This is a genomic window from Silvibacterium dinghuense, from assembly GCF_004123295.1.
In the GTDB taxonomy this organism is placed as follows: Bacteria; Acidobacteriota; Terriglobia; order Terriglobales; family Acidobacteriaceae; genus Silvibacterium; species Silvibacterium dinghuense.
The window spans coordinates 2,264,135-2,284,763 of sequence record NZ_SDMK01000001.1; the positions used below are offsets into that span (position 1 = coordinate 2,264,135).

The 20,629-nt window shown below is 61.1% G+C and carries 17 protein-coding genes; 14 read left to right on the forward strand and 3 right to left on the reverse strand.

Annotation, left to right across the window (positions count from 1 at the left end; all coding sequences use genetic code 11):
- Positions 1-126 precede the first annotated feature (126 nt).
- A complete protein-coding gene (locus ESZ00_RS08970) occupies positions 127-819 on the reverse strand; it encodes an MBL fold metallo-hydrolase (protein ID WP_129207744.1) in 693 nt (230 codons plus the stop codon).
- Between the two features lie 163 nt (positions 820-982).
- Between ESZ00_RS08970 and ESZ00_RS08975 the strand changes: the two genes are divergently transcribed.
- On the forward strand, positions 983-1,285 hold the full coding sequence (locus ESZ00_RS08975; protein WP_129207745.1) for a helix-turn-helix domain-containing protein: 303 nt from the start codon (positions 983-985) through the stop codon (positions 1,283-1,285).
- A gap of 11 nt (positions 1,286-1,296) precedes the next feature.
- On the opposite strand, the gene ESZ00_RS08980 is transcribed toward ESZ00_RS08975, so the two are convergent.
- Positions 1,297-3,792, reverse strand: coding sequence for a DUF3536 domain-containing protein (locus ESZ00_RS08980; RefSeq protein ID WP_129207746.1), 2,496 nt, complete (start codon positions 3,790-3,792; stop codon positions 1,297-1,299).
- 190 nt (positions 3,793-3,982) lie between these two features.
- Positions 3,983-4,672 carry a DNA-3-methyladenine glycosylase family protein gene (locus ESZ00_RS08985; RefSeq protein ID WP_129207747.1) on the reverse strand — a complete coding sequence of 230 codons (690 nt, stop codon included), beginning with the start codon at positions 4,670-4,672 and terminating at the stop codon, positions 3,983-3,985.
- 315 nt (positions 4,673-4,987) lie between these two features.
- On the opposite strand from ESZ00_RS08985, the gene ESZ00_RS08990 reads away from it, so the two are divergent.
- From ESZ00_RS08990 to ESZ00_RS09050, 13 genes are all read left to right on the forward strand, one after another.
- Entirely contained in the window at positions 4,988-5,875 is an 888-nt protein-coding gene (locus ESZ00_RS08990) for a cytochrome c3 family protein (RefSeq protein WP_129208027.1), read from the forward strand.
- Positions 5,876-5,883: 8 nt separating this feature from the next.
- Positions 5,884-9,006, forward strand: a complete 3,123-nt coding sequence (locus ESZ00_RS08995) for a TAT-variant-translocated molybdopterin oxidoreductase (protein ID WP_229741062.1) — start codon at positions 5,884-5,886, stop codon at positions 9,004-9,006.
- Between the two features lie 12 nt (positions 9,007-9,018).
- Positions 9,019-10,440 carry an NrfD/PsrC family molybdoenzyme membrane anchor subunit gene (nrfD, locus tag ESZ00_RS09000; protein WP_129207748.1) on the forward strand — a complete coding sequence of 474 codons (1,422 nt, stop codon included), beginning with the start codon at positions 9,019-9,021 and terminating at the stop codon, positions 10,438-10,440.
- Positions 10,440-10,982, forward strand: a complete 543-nt coding sequence (locus ESZ00_RS09005) for a DUF3341 domain-containing protein (protein ID WP_129207749.1) — start codon at positions 10,440-10,442, stop codon at positions 10,980-10,982. The genes nrfD and ESZ00_RS09005 overlap by 1 nt, the downstream gene beginning before the upstream one ends.
- Positions 10,983-11,031: 49 nt before the next feature.
- Entirely contained in the window at positions 11,032-11,781 is a 750-nt protein-coding gene (locus tag ESZ00_RS09010; protein ID WP_229741063.1) for a c-type cytochrome, read from the forward strand.
- Positions 11,782-11,799: 18 nt separating this feature from the next.
- Entirely contained in the window at positions 11,800-13,086 is a 1,287-nt protein-coding gene (locus tag ESZ00_RS09015) for a hypothetical protein (RefSeq protein WP_129207750.1), read from the forward strand.
- Complete coding sequence (locus tag ESZ00_RS09020) at positions 13,073-13,738, forward strand: hypothetical protein (RefSeq protein ID WP_129207751.1); 666 nt, start codon at positions 13,073-13,075, stop codon at positions 13,736-13,738. Before ESZ00_RS09015 ends, ESZ00_RS09020 begins: the two co-directional genes overlap by 14 nt.
- 24 nt (positions 13,739-13,762) lie before the next feature.
- Positions 13,763-14,695: an SCO family protein gene (locus ESZ00_RS09025; protein WP_229741064.1), complete on the forward strand. Its 933-nt coding sequence runs from the start codon at positions 13,763-13,765 to the stop codon at positions 14,693-14,695.
- A 5-nt stretch (positions 14,696-14,700) separates the two neighbouring features.
- Entirely contained in the window at positions 14,701-15,807 is a 1,107-nt protein-coding gene (gene coxB / locus ESZ00_RS09030) for a cytochrome c oxidase subunit II (protein WP_129207752.1), read from the forward strand.
- Positions 15,804-17,468, forward strand: coding sequence for a cytochrome c oxidase subunit I (gene ctaD / locus ESZ00_RS09035; RefSeq protein ID WP_129207753.1), 1,665 nt, complete (start codon positions 15,804-15,806; stop codon positions 17,466-17,468). Before coxB ends, ctaD begins: the two co-directional genes overlap by 4 nt.
- Positions 17,461-18,201: a cytochrome c oxidase subunit 3 family protein gene (locus ESZ00_RS09040; RefSeq protein ID WP_229741065.1), complete on the forward strand. Its 741-nt coding sequence runs from the start codon at positions 17,461-17,463 to the stop codon at positions 18,199-18,201. The genes ctaD and ESZ00_RS09040 overlap by 8 nt, the downstream gene beginning before the upstream one ends.
- Before the next feature lie 23 nt (positions 18,202-18,224).
- Positions 18,225-18,524 (forward strand): cytochrome C oxidase subunit IV family protein, encoded by a 300-nt coding sequence (locus ESZ00_RS09045; RefSeq protein WP_129207755.1) that lies wholly within the window; start codon positions 18,225-18,227, stop codon positions 18,522-18,524.
- Between the two features lie 428 nt (positions 18,525-18,952).
- The gene (locus tag ESZ00_RS09050) at positions 18,953-20,395 is read left to right on the forward strand and encodes a deoxyribodipyrimidine photo-lyase (RefSeq protein WP_129207756.1); all 1,443 of its coding nucleotides are present in this window, start codon (positions 18,953-18,955) and stop codon (positions 20,393-20,395) included.
- Positions 20,396-20,629: the final 234 nt, after the last annotated feature.

Consider the following 20,629-nt stretch of genomic DNA (forward strand, 5'->3'; position numbering starts at 1 on the left):
GGCCTCCGCTTCCGTTGGTCGCGATGCAGATACGGTGGCCCATTCAAGCCTGAAGTTGGCTTGAGTGGGTTACCGCAGGTTCCTCTACTTCGCTTTGGTCGGGATGACAGGTCTTAGGGAAACGAACTAAGCCTTGATCCGCGTGAAGGCCCGCTGAAATGCGCCTGGCACATCCGCGAGCACCGGTGCACCGTGTCCCGGCAGCACGCCGTCGAGATCGAGCGAGGCCAGCTTGCGCATGGAAGCGAGTGCCGTGGGCCGGTGCCAGGTCGCGAAGTTGCCGAACGGGAAATACCACGGGCAATCGTAAACTGCGCGCAGTGCAGGGACAGCGACGACTGCATCGCCAGCGAGCAGCATGCCGGTGGGCCGGTGCAGATACGACATGTGGCCCGGCGTGTGGCCTGGGGTCGCAATCACTTCCAGTGAGCCATAAAAATCGCCTTCGTCGAGCAGCGTGACCGGGCTGGTGGCCACGCGAGGGTACATGCCCTTGATCTTGGTCTGCGGCTCGTCCGGATCGAGCGAGAAATCGCGGCGGCCCATGATGCGCGACTCGCGCCGTCCGATCGCCACATCCGCGCCCTGCAGGCTCCGCGCCAGCCGGTCGAGTCCACCGATGTGATCGCCGTGCGCATGCGTTAAAAGAATGCGCCGGATCGGCGTGCCAAGCGTCTTTGCCGCCGACTGGATCTCCGGGACGACGGCTGCAAACAACGTGTCGACGACGGTGATGCCGTCTTCCTCGACGACGAGATAGCAGTTCATCAAAGAACCCATGCGCGCAATACGCACGATGCCGGGCACGATCTGGTGCATGGAACTCTCCGCTCAGCGGGGCTTGAGATATCGGAATCGCCGCTTCTGGAGCCAGTGTCTCAAATTCAGACACCCCTCTCAAAAAGCAGCCATCGTTCCGATGTCCTTAGTGGAGAACCTATGCCGACCCAGGGATAAACGATCTCTTCCAGGAGGGTGCCCCATGAGCCTTTCCGTTACGTCACTGTACTCTGCTGCCCAGGCAGTAGAGCCGTCCTTTCCGATCTCCTCGCTGTCCGACTCCTCGTCGGGCTCGGCTTCGAACAACGCCGCTGCGGAGAACTCCGGCGGTGGGGAACCGAAGCCCACACTGACCCAGCAGATCCGCGATCTGTACCAGCAGGGACAGACGGTCACCGAGATCGCCGCCGACCTCTACACCACCGTGTCGATCGTCGACAGCGATCTCGATTTCACACCGTCCACTCTCGAGCTGGACAGCACCAGTGTGCAGTTGACGGCCTGAGACGGCGAGCTTCAGGCGTGAGCCTGTGCGGCTGGATGCGGCGGCTCCTCCTCGATCACCAGCTCGTCCACCGAGATGCGCATCAGCTTGCCGAGCTCGAAGAAGCGGCGGCACCAGGCCGTCGGGTCGATACTGCATGACTGTCCCATGCGGCGGTAGATGTCGTACCAGATGTTCTGCGCCTGCCAGAGGTTCAGTTCGAAGGGCAGCTCGGAGACGGTGCGCGCCACCAGCAATGCGTTCTCGAGATCGGTTGTACTCTCCGTGCCTTCGTCGACCTCGTCCTGCAGCTCGATCATTGCCCGCTTCATCTTCTGGTCGGCAATGTAGCTGAGCAACTGCTTGTCCAGCGTGACGCCGTCGGCGCGCGCCAGTCCAAGGTAGGAGCGCATCTCGATGGCATCCACCGGTTCGCTCTCGAGTGCGCGGCGGATGCCGGCGTTGATGGCGAAATTCGCCGCGGTGCTCAAGGCCGCAGGCCGCGGCAGCTTGCTCTGGCTCAGGAAGTGCAGCAATGCCGATTGATCGCGGTAGATGTTGATCAGGCTGTCTTCTACCTCGGACATCGTGCTCTTCAGGATCAGGTCGACGATGCGCAGCTGCTCATCGCGGAAGAGTGACTGGATGGAGTACGACGGGCCGGGGAAGAAGCGGTCGAAGAGACGCACGACAGACGGGAAGTCGGCGCGGATGACGGCTGTGCGTACCTGCTGCACGAACTCCTCGTAGGCCGGCGCATCGGCGTCGTTCCACGGTTTCACGGCTGCGGTGATGTTCTGGTCGCCGAAGTGCATCACGGCAAAACAGACGGTCGTTTCTTCGTTTGTCAGGTTGGAGCAGATGTGTGCCTGGCCCATGACGGTGCGTCCGCGGCCTGAGCTCACGACCTCGTAGCTCTTGCGCCGGATGACGTAGGAGAAGAGATCGGTCTGGTCTCCGTAGGCCTTGAAGATGGAGCTGATGGCGTAGTGCGCTGCCACCTGCTCGAGGCCCACGCACATGTCTTTCACTGACTCTTCGTAGATGGCTGCGCCGTCCTTGCGTTCCGGCACGTTGCTCTTCGCTTCGCCGAGCAGGCGGAGGAACTCGGCTTCGAGCGCGGCGCCGGGCTCGCCAAAGAGCCTGGCGGCCAGCTGCAGCACGCGGGCGGCATAGGCGATAATCTGCACTGTTTCAATGCCGGAGATTTCGTCGAAGAACCAGCCGCAGCTGGTGTACATCAGCAGGGCATGGCGTTCCAGTTCCATCAGCTCCAGCGCCTGCTGCAGCTGCTTCGGACCCAGGCCCTGCCTGGCATACAGCGAGAGAAAGGCGTCGCGCTTTTCGCGGTCGAGCACCACCTGAATGTAGGCGTTGCGGGCGCGGTCGAGATCGGTAAAGAGTCCTTCAGCCAGAGTGCGTACCAGCGGGGCGACGGTATCGCGCAGCCAGTCGAGCGCCTCGCGCAGCGGTTGTCTCCAGAGCTGATTCCAGCCAGGATGACCGCTGTTGCAGCCGCAGTTCGAGCGCCAGCGCTCGACGCCGTGCGCGCAGCTCCAGGAGGTGTTTTCGACGATCTGGGCTTCCGATAGGGGTGGAAACCTCTCCAGATACTCGCCGTAATTCGTGATCCTGGCGTGCTCGCCCGTGCTGATCCAGCGCAGGGCGAAGGCCAGCGCCATCTCGCCGTAGCGATGATGGTGCCCATAGGTCTCACCATCGGTGGCGACATGCACCAGCTGCGGCCGCGAGGGGTCGTTGAATCCGCTCAGCAGGCGCTTTGCAAAGCTCTCGCCGTCGTTCAGCAGGCCTTCGAATGCAATGGCCTGCGAGCGCGGGCCATCATAAAAGAAGATGGCGATGCTGCGGCCGTCTTTCAGCTTCACGCGGTAGGGTTGCGTCGTGTCGACGGAAGCATTCGGCGTTTCGGACCAGGCCGCTTCTGCTTCCGCGGCAACGACCAGCGGACGCACGCGCGCGCACTGGCGGGGTGCGAGGACGACAAAGCGAATCCCTTCGGCAGCCAGCAGGTCGAGCGACTCGGAGTCGACCGCGGTCTCGGCCAGCCACATGCCCTCCGGCAGGCGGCCGAAGCGGGACTGGAAGTCCGCAATACCCCAGCGGATCTGGGTGATTTTGTCCCGCCGCGAGGCCAGCGGCATGATGATGTGGTTGTAAACCTGCGCCATCGCCGAGCCATGGCCGGAGAAGCGCCTGCGGCTGTAAAGGTCGGCGTCGAGGATCATGCGATAGACACGCGGCGCATTCTCCTTGAGCCAGGAGAGCAGGGTGGGCCCGAAGTTGAAGCTGATCCAGCCGTAGTTGTTCAGGATGCGGACGATGCGGTTCTCCGCATTGACGATGCGCGCGGCGCCGTTCGGCGCATAGCACTCCGCGGTGATGCGCTCATTCCAATCGTGATAGGGAGCGGCCGAGTCCTGTGTTTCGACGGTCTCGAGCCATGGGTTCTCGCGTGGCGGCTGATAGAAGTGGCCATGAATGCAGAGATAGCGCTCGGGTGCGGGCATGGTAGGGGAGATTCCTCAGAGACATTATCGCCTGTTCCCCGGCAAGCCTGAGCCTGGGCATTTCTCCCCGAATATTTCTTCTCTGCGAGTGCTCCTTCTGCTCTGTTTGCGCCTGGCGCGGTTTATTGCAAAGCTGCATGTTTGCCTGGTTGCAGGCAATATGTAACTGAAATAGTTGCAAAATGGCCGCTTATTCCGGCGGTGGAGACGCCGATCCGGCAAGATCGCAGGCGCGCCATAAATACCAGCTCGCCACCGAGCGCCATGGGCGCCAGCGTTCGCCGCGGCGCAGCATTTCTGCCGGCTTGGCCAGCATGGAGGCGTCGAAGGGCTTGCTCTTCGGCAGGCGCTTGAAGGTGAGTGCGAATCCCTTGCGCACACCATAGTCGCTGACCGGAAAGACATCGGAGCGCCCGAGACGAAAGATCAGCAGCATCTCGACCGTCCATGGTCCGATGCCGCGTACCGAGGTGAGCCGCGCGAGGATCTCTTCATCGGAAAGACGACGGATTTGTGTGAGCGTTGGCACGGTGCCGTCGATGGTCTTCGCCGCGAGGTCGCGCAGTGCGAGAAGCTTACCCGCAGAAAGCCCGCAGCCGCGCAGGGCCTCTTCCGGCGCAGCGAGTATCTGTTCCGGTGTCGGGTGATATTCGCCAAACCAGGTGATGAGCCGCTTGAGGATTGCGGCCGCGGCCTTGCCGTGCAGCTGTTGATAGATGATCGACTCGAGCAGCGCCTCGAAGGGGGAATGCTGGCTCTTGACCCGCAGCGTATACGGGCCGGCGCGGGCGATCAGTTCACCCAGTTTCGGATCGGCTTCGGCCAGCTCACGGCAGGCCTGAACAATGTCATAGCGCGGGGCACGGCGTCCGTCATTCATGGAAATCAGGGTATCGCGGGGAGCAGTCTGCTGCGGGTGCGGCCTTGTGCGTGGTTTTGTATTTCAGATTGGCGACCGAAGCAGTCGCTGTTTCCTAAGTAGAAGTATCGAAAACTTTTTTGCATTTCTTTGTCCTTGGCTCTTGCAGAGTGACTTGATTTGCCTGCTATAGTGTTGCTTCATTTTTGAGCGGTGCGTTACGGGCTGCGAAAGACAAGCGCAGCCGGAGTGCCGAAGAACGCTCTCAACGCGGGCGTGGCAGGCTTCTGGTACTCGAAACACTTTAAGGAGTTCGAGGAAGCAGGGAAGCAATTCATGGCGCAGATCTTCGACCGTAGCTCCAACGCGCTGGCCCGCATGAGTCTGGTTCTTACTGGCTTCATCATCATTGCCCTGGGCGTGACACTCGATACCTTGCAGCGCTCCCCCTGGGTGACGCGGCAGGGACAGCGCGCCGACCAGCCCGTGCCATTCAGCCATAAGCATCACGTGCAGGGCCTTGGCCTGCAGTGCCAGTACTGTCACGTTTCCGTCGAGAAGTCGAGTTATGCGGGCATTCCGCCGACGCGCACGTGTATGAACTGCCATGCGCAGATCTGGACCAACGCCGATCTGCTCGAGCCGGTGCGGCAGAGCTGGGCCACGGGTCAATCGATCGTGTGGACCAAGGTGCACGATCTGCCTGACTACGTCTACTTCAACCACGAGATCCACGTGAACAAGGGCATGGGCTGTTCGAGTTGTCATGGCCGCGTCGACGAGATGCCCATCATGTATCAGCAGAACACGCTGCAGATGGAGTGGTGCCTCAACTGCCATCGCAATCCGGGGAAGAATATCCGCCCCACGAGCGAGATCTACAACATGGCGTGGAAAGGCGCATCGGAGTTGAATCCCGTGTGGTGCGCAGCCGCGGACAAGAAGACCGGCACGCCGACGGCGCAGTCGGTGACCTGCACCACCAGCGATCCTTCCTCCAGCGGAGGCGATCCGCAGCTGGCATCGTTGAAGCTTTCGCCCGCGCTCTTTGCGCAGGCTCAGATGCCGGCGCAGGTGAGCGATACTCCAGCGACGATGCTGCCCGCCTCCAGCCTGCACTATACGAAGTTCACCAGCCAGGAAGCGCTTGGCGGCTTCCTCATCGAGCACTACAACATCCGTTCTTCGCGTGAACTGTCGAGCTGCGAGGTATGCCACCGATGAACGATGCCATGACAAAAAATCACGGCGTGGATGGGCCTGACATGCAGAAGGGAACAACAACGCTCACGCTGGCCGAGGTGCGGCAGAAGCTCGCCGGGCAGAAGGGCAAGCGCTACTGGCGCTCGATCGACGAACTTGCCGGCACGCCGGAGTTCGACGCAGCGGTGGCCGAAGAGTTTCCGCAGCACAGCTCGGAGTGGATCGATCCAGTCTCGCGTCGCGGCTTCCTCAAGCTGATGGGCGCATCGATGGCGCTGGCCGGTCTTGCCGGCTGCACCAAGCAGCCCGACGAGCCGATCTATCCATACGTCAAGGCGCCGGAGGATCTGGTCCTTGGCAAGCCGATGTACTTCGCGACGGCCTTTCCGTTTCCGACCGGCGCCGTACCGCTTCTGGTCAAGAGCGATGCATATCGTCCCATCAAGGTCGATGGCAATCCCGAGCATCCTTACAACCAGGGCGGCTCCGATCCGCTGACCCAGGGAACGCTGCTCGATCTCTACGATCCCGACCGTTCACAGAAAGTCTATTACCGCGATGAGACGCGCGAGTGGGCTGCGTTTCTTGCGACCTTCCGCGCGGCTGTGGCGGAGAGAAAATCATCCGGCGGCGCTGGACTTTATTTCCTGACCGGCACGGTTACTTCGCCGACCTTCGCTGCGCAGTGGAAGAAGGCGCAGGCTGCATATCCGCAGGCGAAGCTGGTGCAGTATGACCCGGTGAATCGCGACTCTGCATATGCGGCTTCGAAGGCTGCCTTCGGGGACTACGCCGATGCGCAGTACAAGCTCGATGCGGCGGATGTGATCCTTTCGCTCGACGCGGACTTTCTCTCCGGTGCAACGCATCCCGGCTTCCATCGTCTATCGAAGGACTATGCGAATCGCCGCCGTCTCGAAAAAAACGATGATGGCATGAATCGCCTCTATGTGGTCGAAAGCATGACCACGACCACAGGGCTCAAGGCCGAGCACCGTCTCGCACTGCGTGCGAGCGATATCGCAGGATTTGCCGCAGCGTTGGCGGCTGGCCTCGGCGCGGGCTCGGCGCCTGCGGGCTATGCGTGGTCCGATGACGCACAGAAGTTCCTTAACTTCGCAACCAAAGACCTGAAGGCGAATGCCGGCAAGTGCGTGGTGATTCCCGGCGAGCAGCAGCCGGCGAGCGTACATCTGGCGGCCATGGCCATCAACGATGCGCTCGGCAATGTCGGCAAGACCGTTGTCTACACCGAGACCGTCAACCCGATGCCGACGATCCAGGGCGACGAGCTGAAGGCACTGGTCGCGGACATGAATGCCGGCAAGGTGGAGTGGCTGGTGATTCTCAATGCGAACCCGGTCTACTCCGCTCCAGCCGATCTCGAATTCGAGAATGCGCTGGGCAGGGTGAAGGCCAGCGCGCATCTCGGTTTGCACCGCGATGAGACGGGTCTCGCGACCGACTGGCATATCAACGGAACGCATTACCTTGAGTCGTGGTCGGATGCGCGTGCTTATGACGGTACGGCGTCGATCGTGCAGCCGCTCATCAGTCCGCTTTACGGCGGGCACTCGGCGCATGAAGTCGTGCAGTCGCTGCTCGATGATCCTGATACATCGGCGTATGACGCAGTGCGCGCCAACTGGGCTGCGCAGGCTGCCGGCAAGCCGGGCGATGCGGATTTCGGCTGGCGCAAGCTGCTGCATGACGGCTTCATCGCGAATACGGCCTACACGCCGAAAGGCGGCAGCGGCAAGGCATCGATTCCGGCTCCCGCAGCGCAGGCCGCAGGCGACGCGCTCGAGGTCGTCTTCCGCCCTGACTACGGTGTCTATGATGGCCGCTTCGCTAACGTCGGCTGGTTGCAGGAGATTCCGCGCCCGGTGACGAATCTTTCCTGGGATAACGCGGCACTGATGAGCTATGCGACGCTCGAGAAGATCGGCGCCAGCGAGCACGATGTGCTTGAAATCACCGTAGGCAGCTACAAGGTGCTGGCTCCCGCGCTCGCTGTGCCCGGTCATGCGGACGGGCAGATCACGCTGCATCTCGGACAGGGCCGCAAGATGGGCCGCGTGGCCGGCGGGGTTGGCTTTAACGCCTACCAGGTTCGCACCTCGGACGCGGTGCTTTTCGCTCCGGTGAGTAAGGTCCGCAAGACGGGCGATGTGTGGGGATTCGCCGTGACCAAGAGCCACTACATCGATCAGCGCTCGGTCAGTGTTGGCGGCGACGGCAGCGGTACGCATTCGATCGAAGGCAATGAGGCGCTCGACCGCGGCATCATCCGCTACGCGACGCTCGAGGAGTACAAGGCGCATCCCGGCTTCGCGCACGAGGGCGAAGGCCACGAAACGCCCGAGCCCACCAGCAGTATGTTCCCGGCTTACCGCTATGACAAAAATGCCTGGGGCATGTCGATCGACATGAACTCCTGCGTAGGCTGCAACGCCTGCGTGGTGAGCTGTTATGCGGAGAACAACAATGCGGTCGTCGGTAAGCACCAGGTGACGATGGGCCGCATCATGCAGTGGATCCGCATCGACACCTATTACGAGGGCGATCTGGCTGCGCCGCGCGCGCATCTGCAGCCCATGACCTGCCATCACTGCGAGAATGCTCCCTGCGAACAGGTCTGCCCTGTGGGCGCGACGGTGCATACGCCCGAAGGGCTGAACATGATGGTCTACAACCGCTGCGTGGGCACGCGCTACTGCTCGAACAACTGCCCCTACAAGGTGCGCCGCTTCAACTTCCTGCTCTTCTCCGATTTCGAGACCGAGAGTCTGAAGCTCGGCCGTAATCCCGATGTGACCGTGCGTTCGCGCGGCGTGATGGAGAAGTGCAGCTACTGCGTGCAGCGCATCAACGCAGCCAAGATCGAAGCGGACAAGGAAAACCGCGATATCCGCGACGGCGAGGTGGTGACCGCGTGCCAGCAGGCCTGCCCCACCGATGCGATTGTCTTCGGCAATATCAACGACGGCGCCAGCCGCGTGACCAAGCTGAAAAAGGGGTTGCGCACATATGGTGTGCTGGCCGACCTCAATACCCGGCCACGCACCACATATATCGCAGAGGTGCTTAACATCAACCCGGAGCTGGCCGCGGCGCGCGGCGAGTCCACCGGCGACTCGAGTGAAGGGTAAGGGGGCTGAGCCATGGCGACAAAAGAACCCTTGAATGATCCGATGCTCGACCCGGTCACCGGCGAATACGTGACGGTGGCCCCAGGCCACACCTTCAAGTCGGTCACCGAGAAGATCTCGAACATCGTATTGACGCCGCACACCCCGCTCGGCTGGCTTGCCGGTTTTGTGCTAGCCGGCGGCTTCGTGGGCATGCTGCTCACCGCCGTCACCTGGCTCTTCCTGCGCGGCGTCGGTATCTGGGCTATCACCATCCCGGTCGCCTGGGGCTTTGCCATCATCAACTTTGTATGGTGGATCGGTATCGGCCACGCGGGCACGCTGATCTCCGCCATCCTGCTGCTCTTCAAGCAGGGGTGGCGCAATTCCATCAACCGCTTCGCCGAAGCCATGACCATCTTCGCCGTGGTCTGCGCCGGTATGTTCCCGCTGATTCACGTCGGCCGCCCATGGCTGGGATATTGGCTCTTCCCCTATCCCAACACCATGAATGTCTGGCCGCAGTTCCGCTCGCCGCTGCTGTGGGACGTCTTCGCGGTCTCGACCTACGCGACCATCTCGGTCGTCTTCTGGTACATCGGCATGGTGCCCGACCTGGGCACGCTGCGCGACCGCTCAAAATCGAAGCTCGGACAGTATGTGTACGGGCTCGCGGCGCTCGGATGGCGCGGCTCGGTACGTCACTGGGTACGGTATGAGACGGCCTCGCTGCTGCTGGCCGGTCTGGCGACGCCGCTGGTGCTTTCGGTGCACACGGTCATCAGCTTCGACTTCGCCGTGGCGCTGCTGCCTGGCTGGCATACCACCATCTTCCCGCCCTACTTCGTGGCCGGCGCCGTGTACTCGGGCTTCGCCATGGTCATCACGCTGGCCGTGCCGATTCGCAAGTTCTATCACCTGGAAGACCTGATCACCCTGCGCCACATGGACAACATGGCCAAGGTGATGCTGACCACCGGTCTCATCGTGGCTTACGGCTACGCCATGGAAGTCTTCATGTCGTACTGGTATTCCGGCAGCCACTGGGAATACTTCATGATGTGGAACCGCATGTTCGGGCCGATGGGCTGGTCGTACTGGGTGCTCATCACCTGCAACATTGCGCTGCCGCAGCTGATGTGGTTCCGTGCCGTGCGCAGGAGCGTGCCGGCCATGTTCATCATGTCGTTCATCGTGAACACCGGCATGTGGTTCGAGCGCTTCGTCATCGTCGTCACTAGTCTCTACCGCGACTACCTGCCGTCGTCGTGGGGCACCTATCGCGCCACCAAGTGGGACTATGCGACCTTCGCCGGCACGCTGGGACTGTTCACGCTGCTCTTCCTGCTCTTTGTGCGCTTCCTGCCCATGATTCCGATGTCCGAGATTCGCATGATGCTGCCCCAGGCCAAGGTGCGCGCCGAGGGCGAACCTCTTCCGGAGGCCGGTGACTGATGCCTGTGCTTGAAGGAACTTACGGCCTGCTGGCCGAATTCGACACTCCGACCGAGCTGGTGCACGCGGCTGAGGCCGCCTATGCCTCGGGATATCGCCGCATGGACTGCTATACGCCGTATCCGGTGGAAGAAGCAGCCGAAGCCATCGGTTTTCATAAGAACGAAGTCTCGCTGGTCTGCCTCATCGGCGGCCTGCTGGGCGTGGCGGCCATGTTCAGCCTCGAGACCTGGATTTCGCTCGTCGCCTATCCGTTGAATATCGCTGGCCGTCCTTATTTTTCCTGGCCTGCTTTCGTGGTTCCGGCCTATGAGTGGACGATTCTCTTTGCCGGCCTTTCCGCAGCCTTCGGCATGCTGGCGCTGAACGGCCTGCCGCAGCCCTACCACCCGCTCTTTCACGCGCCCAACTTCCGCAATGGCGCCACCAGTGACAAGTTCTTTCTGTGCCTTGAGTCGACCGATCCGAAGTTCGAAGTCGCCGGTTCGCGGGCCTTCCTTGAAGCGCTCGATCCGGTTTCGGTGGTGGAGGTGGAGTATTAATACAGGGACCAGAGCACAGAGCACAGGGCTCAGGCTGGCCGCAGCAACCGTGCTGCTGCTGGCCGTCGGCTGCCGTCAGGACATGCACGACCAGCCCAAGTTCATCCCGCAGCGCGGCACCGACTTCTTCGCCGACGGCCGCTCCGCGCGTCCGCAGGTCGAGCACACGGTGGCTCGTGGTCAGCTGCATGAGGACGAGTATTTCTACACCGGTCTTGTGGATGGCAAAGAGCAGGATGCGATGCCTTTTCCGGTGACCATGACCGTGCTCGAGCGCGGGCAGGAACGGTTCAATGTCTATTGCACACCCTGTCATTCCCGCGTTGGCAATGGCGCGGGCATGATCGTGCAGCGCGGCTACAAGCCGGCAGGCAATTTTCATGATCCGAAGCGGCTGGCCGAGCCGCTCAGCCACTACTTCTATGTCATGTCGAACGGCTACGGCGCCATGCCGGATTATTCGGCGCAGCTGCCTCCGGCTGACCGCTGGGCCGTTGCCGCGTATATTCGCGCGCTGCAGCTCAGCCAGAACGCGACCACTGCGGATGTGCCCCAGGGCACGCAGGTCGAGCCCCTCTCCAGCATCGCAGAGCAGGAGGGACTGCCGGCCGCTTATGCCGGGGCGTGGGCCATGCCGGAGACCGCTGTTTCCGCGAAACCGACCGGAAGGGTAGCCGCCGGAGCTCCGGAAGAAGATCAGGCTGCTCCAGCCTCAAAGAATCATTCGCCGATGAACCCGGAGACGAGCCCGGCCGGAACGAAGAACACCAGTCCTGCAGCCGCAGGATCAACGCACTGAGGATCGTGGAAGACGCGCATGAGCCAACGACATCAAACCCGCACGCTGCCTGCTGAGCTCGCCGCCCCGGCCTTCGTCGCCGGATGGCGCACGAGGGCGCTGGTGATCGGCGTCATCTTCGCGGCAATCGGCATCGTTCTGGCCTTTCTGAGCGGCGACGGCTGGAATCACTTCTTCCGCGCCTGGCTGCTGGGGCTGATGATCACCTTCGGCTTCGCCGTGGGCGGACAGGCGCTGCTGATGGTGCAGTATCTCTCCGGCGGCAAATGGGGCCTGCTGGTGCGGCGGCCGCTTGAGGCGATGAGCCGCACGCTGCTGCTGCCGGTCCTCTATTTCATTCCGATCGCGATTTACGGCGTCACCTACGGGAAGCTCTACCTGTGGGCGCAATACCCCAATGCGGCCGAAGCGGCAAAGCAGAAGCTCATCACCAATGAGCAGGCGCATGCCATCATCTTCAAGCACGGCCTGTTGAACCCGAAGGTCTTCTGGATCTACTCGTTCGTCGCATTCGCTATCTGGTTCCTCTTTGACTACCTGCTGAACAAGTGGTCCCTGCAGCGCGATGCGGACCCTGAGCCGCGCGTGCCCTACTGGCAGACGAAGTTCGAGAACATCAGCGGCGTCGGTGTCGTCACTTACGCAATCCTGCTCACCGGCTGCTCCATCTTCTGGGTCATGTCGCTTGACCCCACCTGGTATTCGACGGTTTATGGATTGCAGTTCCTCGTCGGCCAGGGATATGGCGTGCTGGCGCTGGTGATCCTTACCCTGATTGGCCTTTCGCCCGCCGAACCGATCAAGACCATCTTCCGCGTCACCGAGCAGCATGATCTCGGCAAGCTCTGCTTCGCCTTCACGATGCTGAACATGTATCTTGCGTTCGCATCCTTCCTCATCATCTGGTCGGGCAATTCGCCGGAAGAGATTCCCTGGTATCTCGACCGTATCCGCGGCAACTGGGGCGTGATCGCCACGCTGGACGTGATCTTCCACTGGCTGATTCCGTTCTCCCTGCTGCTCTCGCGCGATCTCAAGCGCATCAAGGGTCGCCTGGTGGTGGTCTGCTGCATCATGATCTTCGCCCGCTGCTGGGATATGTGGTGGCTCATCGAGCCTAACTTCGCCGATGCCCGCCGCAACCTGCATTTCTCCTTCGGCATGCTGGAGTATGCGACTGTGCCGGTGGCCATGATCGCCATCTGGATGGCGTACTACTTCACGCAGCTGACGAAGCGTCCGCTGGTAGCCGTCAACGATCCTCATCTCGCCGAGATCCTGGAGCCCGAACATGCCCACGCATAATCCGCATGACGTGCCCGAAAACAACGCTCACGGCCATCCCTCTCCGGAGATGCAGGAGTCGCTCCGCGAGGGCTATGAGGTCACCGATGTCAGTGCCCAGGGAATTCTGGTCTTCCTGGTCGGATTGCTGGTCACTGTCGGTGTCTTCTTCCTTTTCTGCTTCGGCATGGGCAAGGTCATCAACAACGTCCTGCAAAAAAGCGATGGCCCGGTGAACAAGTGGAATGCTTCCAGTGCGGAGCCGGCCGGAAAGCTGCGCAACATGGAGCCGGCCCCGGTGCAGGAACAGCAGGAGCTCCATCAGCTCACGCAGAAATTTCCCACGCCGCGCCTGGAGACGGATGACGGCAATCAGGATCTTGCGGATCTTCATCGCAGGGAAGACCTGTTGCTCGATCACTACAGCTGGATCGACGACTCGCACACCAAGGTGCGCATTCCCATCGACCGGGCGATGGAGTTGATCGCCCAGCGCGGCCTGCCTGTCGCTCCGGCTGTGGCCAATCCGGCGCCGCTGATGACCGGGGATGCAAAGCCTGTTGTGCAGGTGCCGCTCACCGACGGCTTCGCGCCGACAGCGTTTGAACAGGAAGAAAACAGCACGGCGAAGCTGGCCGGCGAGCAGGCTTCCAGCAAGGCAAATAACAACTAGCAGGCAGAAACAGGACTCTCGGGAATGCGAACCAGAATGCAGACGGCGAAGACAATCCGGAAGGCAGCAGCGAGCATGATGCGGATGCTCTCGCTGCTGGCCGGGGTGTCGATCCTTGCTCTGGCATGGGCTCCGGCCCGGGCGCAGGTCTCCGACTATGGTTCGAAGCAGGCCGGTCCTATCCGCGATGAGGCTCCTGCGCTGATTCAGCGTGTGGCCATCACCCAGAAGCTCAACACCCGCCTTCCGCTCGATCTCACCTTCCGTGACGAAGCCGGAAAGACGGTGAAGCTGGGAGACTACTTCGGTCAGAAGCCGGCGATTCTCGGCCTCGTCTACTACCGCTGCAAGATGCTCTGCCCGGAAGAGATCGACGGTCTGGTCGGCGCGCTGGAGATGGTGAAGTTCTCACCGGGCAAGGACTTCAATGTTCTCTTTGTGAGCATCGATCCGGCCGAGACTCCGGCGGATGCGGCAAAGAGCAAGGCCTACTACGTGAAGCGCTATGGCCGTCCGCAGACCGCCGCGGGTTGGCACTTCCTCACCGGTCAACAGCCTGAGATCGACGCTCTGGCAAAGGCCGTAGGGTACGGCTATACACGCGTTCCGGGACCGGACGGAAAGATGACGGAGTTCGCGCATGCCTCGGCCATTCAGCTCGTGACGCCGGGCGGTGTGCTCGCCCAGTACTACCTCGGTGTCGATTACTCGTCGCGCGATCTGCAGCTTGGCTTGGTCGAGGCCTCGCAGGGCAAGATCGGCACGCCGGTCGATGCCATTCTCACCTACTGCTACCGCTATAACCCGCTGCTCAACCGGCATGACCTGTTAATTGCCCGCATCGTTCAGGCCGGATGTCTTCTTACGATGTTGATTCTTGGCTCCTACATGGTGATCAACTTCCGGCGCGACGTACGCGAAGCCCGGAAGCTGACCCGGAAAGCCGCGCTCGGATAACCGCGATGCACACTTTCATCAGCCCCGTTCTCTGGCAATTCCTCGTCAAGTGGTTGACGCACTTCGCGATCTTCCCACCCGAAGCGTCGGGCATTGCGCCCTATACCGACGCGCTCTATTTCTATCTCGTCGCGATTTCCATCTTCGGCTTTGTCCTGGTCGTGCTGCTGGTTACGGTCTTCTCCGTTCTTTATCGCAAGGAGCGCAGCCCGGAGGCCACGCAGATCGAAGGCTCTACGCTGCTGGAGGCCACGTGGACCATCATTCCGCTGGCCCTCTTCATGGTCACCTTCGTATGGGGCGCGCTGCTTTACTTCCGTATCTTCAATCCGCCGACCAACGCCATGAACATCTATGTGGTCGGCAAGCAGTGGATGTGGAAGGCCGAGCATCCGGGTGGCCAGCACGAGATCAACGCGCTGCATATCCCCGTAGGCCGGCCGGTGCAGCTCACCATGATTTCGCAGGACGTCTTCCACAGTTTCTCGATTCCCGCCTTCCGCGTGAAGCGCGAGGTCATCCCCGGCCGCTACACGACGGTCTGGTTCGAGGCGACACAGCCCGGTGAGTATCACCTCTTCTGCACGCAGTACTGCGGCACGCTGCACTCACAGATGATCGGAACGATTACGGCGATGAGCCAGCAGGATTACGAGGCGTGGACGGCGGGCTCGACCAGCGGCATGTCGCTCGCACAGAACGGGGAGCGCCTCTTCGCGAGCCTCGGCTGCAACAGCTGCCATTCGGGAGATGCCGCGGCGCGCGGTCCCAATCTGGCGCAGGTGTACGGCGCGAAGCTTCCCCTTTCCGGCGGCGGCTATGCGATGGTGGACGACGCTTTCCTCCGCGATTCGATCCTCAACCCGACCATGCATCAGACTGCCGGCTACGCCCCCATCATGCCGACCTATCAGGGGCAGATCAGTGAAGAGGGGCTGATCGATATTGTCGAGTACATCAAATCGTTGCACTCCAACTTCCGCATCCAGCAGACACTGAATACCAGCCAGGTCCAGAATGCAGTGCAGGAGGGCATTTCCGGTGCGGGGCATAGCGGTGAAGCTGCCGCGCATCCGGCCTCAGCAGCACAGCCCAAGGTGGTGAGCCAATGAGCAGTACTATCGTCAGCCTCCCCGACCAGACGACCGCGACGTTGCCGAAGCATACGTATCTGAATAATGAGTACGGCCTCAAGAGCTGGCTGCTCACCCGTGACCATAAGCGCATCGGCATCCTCTACCTGATCACGATCACCTTCTTTTTCTTTATTGGCGGCGCGATGGCCGGGCTCGTCCGGCTCGAGTTGTTAACGCCGCAGACGGATCTGCTCGCGGCCGATACCTATAACAAAGTCTTTACGATGCACGGCATCATCATGATCTTCCTCTTCCTGGTGCCATCGGTGCCCGGCACGCTCGGCAACTTCCTGGTTCCGATCATGGTCGGAGCCAAAGACCTGGCGTTTCCGAAGATCAATCTGCTGAGCTGGTATCTGAACACGATCGGCGGCATCATGGTGCTGGCCGCGCTCATCTCCGGCGGCGTCGATACCGGGTGGACCTTCACTACGCCGCTCAGCACGCATTACGTCAATACCCACGTTATTACTGCCGGCCTTGCGATCTTCGTCACCGGCTTCAGTTCTATCTTCACCGGCATCAATATCATCGTCACGGTGCATCGCATGCGCGCGCCGGGGATGACCTGGTTCCGGCTGCCGCTTTTCATCTGGTCGAACTACGCGGCGTCCATCCTCATGGTGCTCGGTACTCCGGTGCTGGCCATTGCGCTGGTGCTGGTCGTGCTGGAGCGCACCATCGGCATCGGCGTCTTCGACCCGACAAAAGGCGGCGATCCGCTGCTCTTCCAGCATCTGTTCTGGTTTTACTCACACCCCGCCGTGTACATCATGATCCTGCCTGGCATGGGCGTCATTTCCGAGGTGATCAGCACCTTCTCGCGCAAGCGCGTCTTCGGGTACACGGCGGTGGCTTTTTCCTCGGTGGCAATTGCCGTCTTCGGCTTCCTGGTCTGGGAGCACCACATGTTCATCATGGGCGTATCGAGCTACTCGGCGCTCATCTTCTCGCTGCTCACCATGCTCGTGGCGGTGCCCTCGGCCATCAAGATCTTCAACTGGGCGGCGACGCTCTATAAAGGTTCCATCACCTTCGAGACGCCGATGCTCTATGCCTTCGGCTTCATGGGGCTGTTCACGATCGGCGGCCTGACGGGCGTCTTCCTCGGTTCGCTCGGTATGGATGTGCATCTGACCGAAACCTACTTCATCGTGGCTCACTTCCACTTTGTGATGGTCGGCGGCATGCTGATGGCCTTCCTTGCCGGCATTCACTTCTGGTGGCCGAAGATTACCGGGCGCATGTACCCGGAAAACCTGTCGAAGCTGGCGGCCCTGGTCACCTTCATCGGGTTTATTCTCACCTTCTTCCCGCAGTTCATCCTCGGCTATCTCGGCATGCCGCGCCGCTACGCGGCCTATCCGCCGGAGTTCCAGGTGCTCAATGTGCTCTCGACCGCGGGAGCGACGGTGCTGGGCGTCGGTTATCTGCTGCCCATGCTCTATCTCACCTGGTCTCTAAAGTACGGTAAGATCGCCGGCCCGAATCCCTGGCAGGCCACCGGCCTCGAATGGCAGATCCAGTCCCCGCCGGTCGTAGAAAACTTCCTTGAAACCCCGGTCGTAGATTACGAGGCCTACGACTATGAGTGGCTGGCAAATAAGACCAGGAACGAGGTGCACACCGTTGGATAGCCACGCGATCGCAACCCATCCGGAGCACGCGCACGCCGGGCACGATCACCCGCCCTTCCTGCGCCACCACTTCGAAAGCGTCGAGCAGCAGCGCGAAGCTACCAGCTTCGGCATGTGGCTCTTCCTGCTCACGGAATTCATGTTTTTTGGCGGGATGTTCGTCGCCTATCTCGTCTACCGCACCTGGTATTACCCGGCTTTTGTCGCCGGCAGCCATCAGCTCTCGGTTCTGCTCGGCTCCATCAATACAGTCATCCTCATCTGTTCGAGTCTCACCATGTCGCTGGCCGTATACGCGGCCCAGAAAGGCCGCAAAGCGGCGCTCGTTCGCTGGCTCTCGATCACGCTCCTGCTCGGCCTCGTCTTCTTAGGCATCAAGGCCAGTGAATATCGCGAGAAGTGGGAACAGCACCACGTTCCGGGACTTAACTTCAGCGTCAGCGACTTCGTCCACGTCAATCCCGCTTATCCCGGACAGCCGGCATTGCCGCTCGACATGGCCGAGAAGACGCAGGTCTACTTCTCGCTCTACTTCGCCATGACCGGCATGCACGCGCTGCACATGATCATCGGCATCTGCGTGCTCGCCGGTCTGATCTTCCGTGCCCGGGCAGGGGCATATACCAGCGGCCACACCAACACCGTCGAGAATTTCGGTCTCTACTGGCATTTCATCGATATTGTGTGGAATTTCCTCTTTCCACTGCTTTATCTCATCAGCCGGCATCAGTGACCGCTTTCTCCGAGGATTTCGCCATGTCCGAATCAACCCAGCACGGTACTGACCCGAAGGCTCATTTCGTTGTTTTCGTTCTGCTCTTGCTGCTCACCGGTGCCACGGTCGGAGCGTCCTTTCTGAATCTCCATATTTTTAATGCGGTGATTGCCATCGGCATTGCGGTGATCGAGGCCGTGCTGGTTGTGCTCTACCTCATGCATGTCAAGAGCAGCTCGCGGTTGACGAAGCTCACCGTGGCTGCCGGACTGTTCACCTTCTTCATCCTCATCACCCTGCCGCTGACCGATTACATCGCTCGCGCATGGGGACAATGGTGAGCTGAGTTCTCTTTTTCGCAACACAGGGGAGGCGGCTTGGAGCCGCCTCTTTCGTTTGCCCGCAACTCTTCGTGCGGATTGAAGCGAAGACTCACCGGGGAAATGTCCACGCGCATGCATCTAGAGTCTGTTATGGACTTTCGCGCGAGCGGCGTTGCTGGGGAAAATCGGCCCAGACGAGACGGAGGCCGAAGACATAGGCGATTCCTAGGCGAGGCCGACAACGAAGTATGGGCCGATTTTCCCCGCAACCCGAAGGGCTGGGGCCAATTTTCCCGACCTCTTCGTCGCTCGCTGCTAGGATATGGCCCGATATCCGTCGCAACTCGCTCCTCGATCTCGTAAAAATTGGCTCCCAGCGCCGCCGTGGGAAAGTCCATAACAGACTCTAGTCTTAGAGGTGGAGAGCAGGGAAGTGGAGAGCATGCATGGCGGCGAAGGCAGATAAGACCCCGGAAAAGAGCAAGGAAGAGCTACCTGCCCTTCTGAAAGTGCTCGCTGACGATCCGCGCGTAACCGTGCGCCGCGGCGGCGCGCCTCTGCCTGAGGGCAAATGCGTCGTTTACTGGATGCAGCGTGCTCAGCGCGGCTTCGACAATCCGGCCGTCGATCTCGCTGTGGCTATTGCCAATGAACTGGGTTTGCCGCTTGTTGTGTATTTCTCGGCTATCTCGAATTTTCCGCACGCAAATCTGCGCCACTACTGCTTTCTCAACCAGGGGCTCGCAGACATCGAGGAGGATCTCGCCGAGCGGAATATCGCTTTCGTCGTTCGTCGTCCTCCGGGCAATTCTCTTGAGGCGCTGCTCGGGGAAGTGGGCGCAGCCATGGTCATCGGAGACGAGAATCCCTGCCGCGAGCCGGAGCGCTGGCGCAAGGTGCTCGCCCGGCGGCTCTCCCTGCCGTTCTGGACTGTCGATGCCGATGTTGTCGTGCCTTCGTCGATCTTCTCCAGGCACTTCTACATGCTGCACAACATGCGGCCAAAGCTGCATGCCGAGCTGCCGAGATATCTGCATCCGCTCGAGAACGCGAAAGCGCAGCATCGCTGGGCGAAGCCGCGTGGCTTCGAGCACTTCGCTGTGCGGGAAGACGTCACGCATGGCTGGCGTGACTTCGATCGCTCCGTAAAGCCCGTGGATCACTTCACCGGTGGCACGCACGCAGCGCTCAAGCGCCTGAGGCATTTCGTGCAGCATCAGCTCGCACACTACGATACGCAGCGTAATCATCCCGAGGTCGATGGCACCAGCCAGTTGTCGCCCTATCTGCACTTCGGCCACATTTCGCCGCTGACCATCGCACTCGCCGTCGAGGATGCGGTGACGGCGGGCCACGCAACGCAGGCTGCGCGGGACTCCTACCTGGACGAGCTGATCGGCTGGCGTGAGCTCTCGGTGAACTTTGTGAAGCATGTGCCCGGCTACGACTCGATCGAGTGCGCGCCGGAATGGGCGAAAAAGACGCTCGAGGAGCACAGCCGGGACCGGCGCGATCCCGGGTATGCGCTTGAGGAGCTCGAGCGCGGTGAGACCTGCGATGAGCTCTGGAACGCCGGGCAGGTGCAGATGGTGAAGACAGGCTGGATGCACAACTATCTGCGCATGTACTGGGCGAAAAAGATTCTCGAATGGGCGCCGAATCCGGCTATCGCCTGGGAGTGGGCCGTCATTCTGAATGACAAGTACGAGCTCGACGGCCGCGATCCGAACGGCTACAGCGGCATCGCATGGGCTATCGGCGGGGTGCATGATCGTCCCTGGTTTGACCGGCCGATCTTCGGGACCATCCGTTTTATGTCCGGAGCTTCCACCGGGAAGAAGTTCGACTCGAAGCGTTATATCGCGCAGGTGAGTGCTCTCGAGGTTTGACCGGATGCCCCAGGGGCCTGCGCTGCCTCTTCTCATCGCGATTTCAAACGGAAGTAATCTGGAGCGCTGCCATGCAGCGTGCCCATAATGGGCCCACTGATCTCCGGACCCGTTCTCTCGTGCAGTATGCGCGTTTTCGGCCCGGTCGGCATCGCTCGTCTGAGTGCTGCTGGCCGGGAGCTCCGGCTACGGGTGCGCCTTGGGAACGCTCGGCTGGGAAGCCTGGAAAAAGAA